The 5,441-nt window shown below is 72.5% G+C and carries 5 protein-coding genes and 1 pseudogene; 3 read left to right on the forward strand and 3 right to left on the reverse strand.

Annotation, left to right across the window (positions count from 1 at the left end; all coding sequences use genetic code 11):
- A pseudogene (locus ACRX5W_RS12300) lies at positions 1-319 on the reverse strand (hypothetical protein); the annotation flags it as partial.
- A gap of 132 nt (positions 320-451) precedes the next feature.
- Here ACRX5W_RS12300 and ACRX5W_RS12305 point away from each other — a divergent pair.
- Positions 452-1,363, forward strand: a complete 912-nt coding sequence (locus tag ACRX5W_RS12305) for an ATP-binding cassette domain-containing protein (protein ID WP_436788103.1) — start codon at positions 452-454, stop codon at positions 1,361-1,363.
- Positions 1,360-2,226 carry an ABC transporter permease gene (locus ACRX5W_RS12310; RefSeq protein ID WP_436788104.1) on the forward strand — a complete coding sequence of 289 codons (867 nt, stop codon included), beginning with the start codon at positions 1,360-1,362 and terminating at the stop codon, positions 2,224-2,226. Before ACRX5W_RS12305 ends, ACRX5W_RS12310 begins: the two co-directional genes overlap by 4 nt.
- A gap of 5 nt (positions 2,227-2,231) precedes the next feature.
- Here the strand turns inward: ACRX5W_RS12310 and ACRX5W_RS12315 are convergent, their stop codons facing one another.
- Together ACRX5W_RS12315 and ACRX5W_RS12320 are read right to left on the reverse strand one after the other, a co-directional pair.
- Positions 2,232-2,678 carry a hypothetical protein gene (locus ACRX5W_RS12315; RefSeq protein WP_436788105.1) on the reverse strand — a complete coding sequence of 149 codons (447 nt, stop codon included), beginning with the start codon at positions 2,676-2,678 and terminating at the stop codon, positions 2,232-2,234.
- Positions 2,679-2,847: 169 nt separating this feature from the next.
- Positions 2,848-3,318 carry a hypothetical protein gene (locus tag ACRX5W_RS12320; protein WP_436788106.1) on the reverse strand — a complete coding sequence of 157 codons (471 nt, stop codon included), beginning with the start codon at positions 3,316-3,318 and terminating at the stop codon, positions 2,848-2,850.
- 477 nt (positions 3,319-3,795) lie between these two features.
- Between ACRX5W_RS12320 and ACRX5W_RS12325 the strand changes: the two genes are divergently transcribed.
- On the forward strand, positions 3,796-5,226 hold the full coding sequence (locus ACRX5W_RS12325; protein ID WP_436788107.1) for an SDR family NAD(P)-dependent oxidoreductase: 1,431 nt from the start codon (positions 3,796-3,798) through the stop codon (positions 5,224-5,226).
- Positions 5,227-5,441 lie beyond the last annotated feature (215 nt).

Consider the following 5,441-nt stretch of genomic DNA (forward strand, 5'->3'; position numbering starts at 1 on the left):
CGATGCCGACCAGCAGGAACTGCAGAAGCGGAATACCCCGGTCCGCGACGACGGCCGGGATCACCGCGGTGCCGGCGAGCAGCAGGAGCAACGCGGTCTTCGGCATCCGGGCGAGCAGCAGGACCGGCGTGGCCAGGACCAGCGTCGTCAGGACGAAGATCGTCGCGTCACCGGTGACTGTCGGACCGAGGATCAGATCCCGGCCGGTCACCGTGGACGTCGACTGTGCGATGACCGCCAGCGCCACCGCGGCGCACACGAGCGGTGCCGTCCAGACCTGGGGAGGGCGGGGCGGCGATCGGAGCGGCGTACTGTCCACGCGCCGATGGTAGACGTCTTCCCAGGTCAGGGGCATTGGCCTGGAGGATTAATCCGGCGGGCCAGTGCGCCGGGTGCGCTTGTGGCCCGTGGCCCGACGCGGTTCGCGAGGCCAACCGACAGCCTGGCTCGCATGATCGAGGTCCACGAACTGACCAAGAGGTATGGCGGCCGGCCGGCGGTCGACGGGCTCAGCTTCCGGGTGTGCCCGGGGCGCGTCACCGGCTTCCTCGGGCCCAACGGCGCCGGCAAGAGCACCACGCTGCGCATGATCCTCGGCCTGGAGGCGCCGACCGTCGGCACCGCGACGGTCGGCGGCGTCGCGTTCCGGTCCAGGCCACGCGGGTTGCGGCACGTCGGCGCGCTGCTCGACGCGGGGAACGTGCACAACGGCCGTACCGCCATCGCCCATCTGCGCGCACTTGCCCGGAGCAACGCGATCGGACGCGGCCGGGTCGACGAAGTGCTGGGAGAAGTCGGGCTGTCCGCCGTCGCGCGGCGACGTGTCGGTTCCTTCTCGCTCGGCATGCGCCAGCGGCTCGGCATCGCGACCGCGTTGCTCGGCGACCCTCCCGTGCTGTTGTTCGACGAGCCGGCCAACGGGCTCGATCCGGAGGGTGTGCGGTGGGTGCGCGGTTTGTTCCGCCGCCTCGCCGCGGAAGGCCGCACGGTCTTCGTGTCGAGCCACCTGATGTCCGAGATGCAGAACACCGCCGACGACCTCGTGGTGATCGGGCGCGGCCGACTTCTGGCGGCGGAGTCGGCCGACGCGTTCGCCGCGCGTGGTTCGCGGCGCAGTGTGGTTGTGCGGACGCCGGATCCCGAGGCCTTGGCGGCGGTGCTGCGCGCCGAGCGTGCGCGGGTCAGCGCGGACGGCGCCGGCCTGCTGACAGTCGACGGTGTGAACGCGGACCGGATCGGCGAGCTGGCCCACCGGCACGGCCTGCAACTGCACCAACTGGCCGAACGTACCGCGTCGTTGGAGGAGGCGTTCATGGAACTGACGGGTGACACCGTCGACTACCTCTCGGGAGAGGAACGATGAGCGCGGGAACACGGACCGGGGCACCGGAGCTCCCGGCCCGCGTGGCACCCGAGTCGGAGCCACCGGCCCGGTTCCGCGACCTGGTCGCCGCCGAATGGCTGAAACTGTGGTCGCTTCGCTCGACGCCTTGGTTGCTCGCGCTCATCGCGGTCGCGGTCGTCGCCGTCAACGCCAACGGCGCGGCGACCGAGAGCGCGAACTTCCACTCGTCCGGCGGGGCACCCGATCCCTTCACCGAGTTCCGCGCCGTCAGAGCGGTCGTCAGCGATATCGGCGTGCTGCTCGTGATGCTGACCGCGGCCAGTGTCGGAACACTGGCGGTGGCCGGCGAGTACGCGACGGGATCGGCGCGTGCGACCTTCGCGGCGGTGCCGGCCCGGCGCCACGTCGTGGCGGCGAAGGCCGTGGTCGTCACGGCCGTCATGCTCGCGTACGGTGCGGCGCTGGTCGGCACCTCGTTCGCGGTGACGCAGTCGATCCTGGCCGAGCACCACATCGACGCGGCGCTGTACGACTCGGGAGTGCTGCGGGCTCTTGCGGCGTCCGTTCTCATGGCACCGGTCTGCGGCCTGGTCGGGATGGCCGTGGGCGCGCTGGTGCGCGGCACCGCGAGCGCGCTCGTCACGGTCGTGATCGTGCTGATACTGCTGCCGATGGCCTTCGACGACGACAAGGCGTCGTGGTCCACGGCCCTCGACCACGCACAACCGCTCAGCGCCTGGGAGCGCCTTGTCATGGTCGGTCCGCCGCCCGGCTGGGGCTGGTCGACCGCGGGGTTCGCGGAGGCGTGGACCGTATTCGCTCTGTGGGCCGCGATCTCGGCGGCCGTCGCGGTCGTCGCGGTGGACCGCCGGGACGTCTGAGGCGCTCAGCCGCCTATCGCAGGCGGCTTGGGAGGACAGCGGGTCGGTTCGACGACGAACCGGCCGGTCGGCCGGGCCTGGACGGGTATGTCGTAGGCGAAGCAACGGTGGATGGTCGATTTGCCGAACGTCGTCGTGCGTTCCTCCTCGGCCTTGACGATGCCGGTGATGCCGTCGGCCCTGCGGTCGATCGTGACGACGTGGACCTTGACCTCCCAGAAGTCGAGGCGCAGGTTGTCCCGCAGTGGCGACGCGCCGGCGTCGAGTGAGCCGGCGACGATCGTCGCCCAGTGGCGCGCGTGTTCGAGTGCGAGGCGTTCGGTGCGTTCGAGGTCGCGTTTCTGCTCCAGCCGCAGGGTGACGACGAGCGCCGCGACGACGGCGCCGATGATCAGCACGGATACGACGATCACCGAGAAACAACTGAATCGCGGCGCGTCCCGCCTGGCCATGACCGAACCCCTGTTGTCGCGCGAATGCGAGCCGCGCGAGTCGGTTACCGACCGGACCTCGCACACAGCGTGCTGCTTCCGACCATGAACCTGCGCGGAAACCGCACCCTATCGACCGGTCGGCTGTCCGTGGCACGGTGGTACGAGTGCGGGCCCGAGGCCCGCGCCGTCACGGCGCCGCCGGCGGGATCCGGTCCCGCAGCACCCGGTCGTGGGCGTCGGCGGGCGGGTCGGCGAGGTCGGCCACGAAGACCGCGACGGGGTGGGCCGCGCTCTCGCCGAGCGCGGCGAGGTCGTCCCGTACGGCCCGCCACGCGGTCAGATTCCCGTGGGGTACGTCCGCACATGCTTCGGCGGGGGCCAACAGGCGGATCGCGGCATCGAGTTGATCGAGTGTCAGGCGGTACGTCGCGGTGCCCGCGCGGTGGCCGCACACGGTGGCGAGCACGACGGCCGACAGCGCGCCGCCGCCGGCGTTGACGACCGGGAAGACCACGGCTGGGCCTTCCGGGCGCGTTTCGCGGGCGGCGATGCCGAGGGCGAAGGCGGCCGGGGTGCGCCAGCCCGGGATCGCCGCCTCGAACGCCGCCCGGGCGGCGGCGAGATCGGCCGGCGTGGTCCACCGCTCGGTGTCGGTCATGCGGATGCTCCTGTCGTCCCGGCCTGGTATCGGACCGCGGCGCCGCCGGGCAGGCCGACGGCTCCGCGAACGACCGTATCCGCATGGGGTCGCAGACCGTGCGCAGAGGGTCGGGGTTGCAGTGGACCCGCCGCGCCACCCCGTCCGCCCGCGCGCGCCGGCCACGCCGACCGGGTCGCAGACCCGAACCGGCGCGTTGGACCGCCTCGCCCCGAGACGCGGTGCGCGTTCGGTCGCCAAGCCGGGCCACGGCCGGAGCGGAGCGTGGGGGAAATCCCCGTGCCGGCCCGGGGGTTGCCGGGCTACCGTGACCGGGCGCACGGGTTCGCACCGTGCGGGGTCGGCACCCGCCGGCTCGCGTCGATGTCCAGGAGAACCGCCGTGACACACCCGGCAAGCAGCGGGCCGCGACCCGATCCGCCCGAGCCGTAGGGCCCGGTCGCACGACCCGCTGACGCCACCGAGGGGAACGCCGCGTTGACCGAAACAGTTCCGGCACCCCCAGCGGTGCCGTCCGCCCATTCGTCCACCCGTCCACCCGCCTCCGCGACCGCGCCGGATCCGGCGCTCGAAGCGTGCCTCGCCCATCTCGCGGCGCTGCACGACCTCGCCGCCGACGACCCGGTCCGGATCCGGATCGAGCAGGCCGTCGCGGACTTCACCAAGTCCGGCCGCAAAAGGCGCCGCCTCGAACGCAAGCGCCGACGCGCGGCCGAGCGCGCCGAGTTGATCGCACGCACCGCGACCGGCGCGGATGACCGCGTCGACGACCTGCCGCTCGACGAGACCGGCGTGCCGACCGTCATAGGCCGTGCGGCCGGTGGACGGCGCTGCTACGTGTGCAAGCAGCCGTACGCCGAGATCGACGGCTTCTACCACCAGCTCTGTCCCCCGTGTGCGCGCGAGAACCGGGCCCGCAGGCGGGCTCGCACCGATCTGTCCGGACGCCGCGCGCTGGTGACCGGCGGGCGCGTGAAGATCGGCTTCGAACTGGTGTTGAAGCTGCTGCGCGACGGTGCCGAGGTGGTCGTGACATCGCGGTTCCCGCACGACACGCGCACCCGGTTCGCCGCGGTCCACGACCACGCGGCGTGGGCGGACCGCCTCTCCGTGGTCGCGCTCGACCTGCGCGACCCCGGTCGGCTGCTCGCGTGGTGCGACGAACTCGTGGCCGCCGGAAGCCCGTTGGACATCCTGGTGAACAACGCCGCGCAGACGATACGGCGCCCTCCGGAGTCGTACGCGCCGCTGCTCGCCGCCGAGCGGGCGGCCCTCGGCGCGGCGGCGTTCGAGCCCATCACGGCCCCGACCCCGCTGTCGGACGTACCGGGGCTGCCGGTGTCGGCGCCCGCGGGGGCGGCCGGTGGTTCGGTGGCCCTTCCGCTGGACGCGGCCGGCCTTGTACCGGACACCGCTTGGCAGAACTCGTGGTCGCGGCGCGTGCACGAAGTGGACCCGGTCGAGCTGCTGGAGGTCCAACTGGTCAACGTCACCGCGCCGTTCCTGCTGGTGAGCCGCCTGCTGCCGCTGCTGCTGCGGTCGCCGTACGAACGCCGCTACATCGTGAACGTGTCTGCGGTGGAAGGGCAGTTCACGCGGGCGTACAAGTCGCCGGGGCACCCGCACACCAATATGGCGAAGGCTGCGCTGAACATGCTGACGCGCACGAGCGCGCAGGATCTGGCGCGGCACGGGGTGTACATGACCAGCGTGGACACCGGATGGATCACCGACGAGAAGCCGCTGCCGAACCGCGAGCGGGCGGCGCGGGCGGGGTTCCGCACGCCGTTGGACGTCGTGGACGGCGCGGCGCGGGTCTACGACCCCATCGTGCGGGGTGAGACAGCTCCGGACGTACCGCCGCCGTTCGGCTGCTTCCTGAAGGACTACCGGGAAGCACCCTGGTGAGGTGCTGCCGCATCGAGGTCACCGATGCGGCGGCCGGCTCATCCGCGTATCGGGGCCGGCGTTCGTCGGGAGGCTCCGGCGCGGCTGCCCGGTGACGCTGCTTTGCGCTGCCGGGCGCCGACGGCGTGTTCCGCCGCGGCGATTCGTCCGTGACCGCGAGTCGCGGGCGGCCGAGCTGCGGCCGACACGTCGGAAAGCCGAGTCGGGGGGGGGGG

Source organism: Yinghuangia sp. YIM S10712 (assembly GCF_051388935.1).
In the GTDB taxonomy this organism is placed as follows: domain Bacteria; phylum Actinomycetota; class Actinomycetes; order Streptomycetales; family Streptomycetaceae; genus Yinghuangia.

Excerpts from the sequence above, each read along its gene's own strand:
- ACRX5W_RS12305 (WP_436788103.1), top strand. The coding sequence starts at position 452 with ATGATCGAGGTCCACGAACTGACCAAGAGGTATGGCGGCCGGCCGGCG.
- ACRX5W_RS12310 (WP_436788104.1), top strand. The coding sequence starts at position 1,360 with ATGAGCGCGGGAACACGGACCGGGGCACCGGAGCTCCCGGCCCGCGTG.
- ACRX5W_RS12315 (WP_436788105.1), bottom strand. The coding sequence starts at position 2,678 with ATGGCCAGGCGGGACGCGCCGCGATTCAGTTGTTTCTCGGTGATCGTC.
- ACRX5W_RS12320 (WP_436788106.1), bottom strand. The coding sequence starts at position 3,318 with ATGACCGACACCGAGCGGTGGACCACGCCGGCCGATCTCGCCGCCGCC.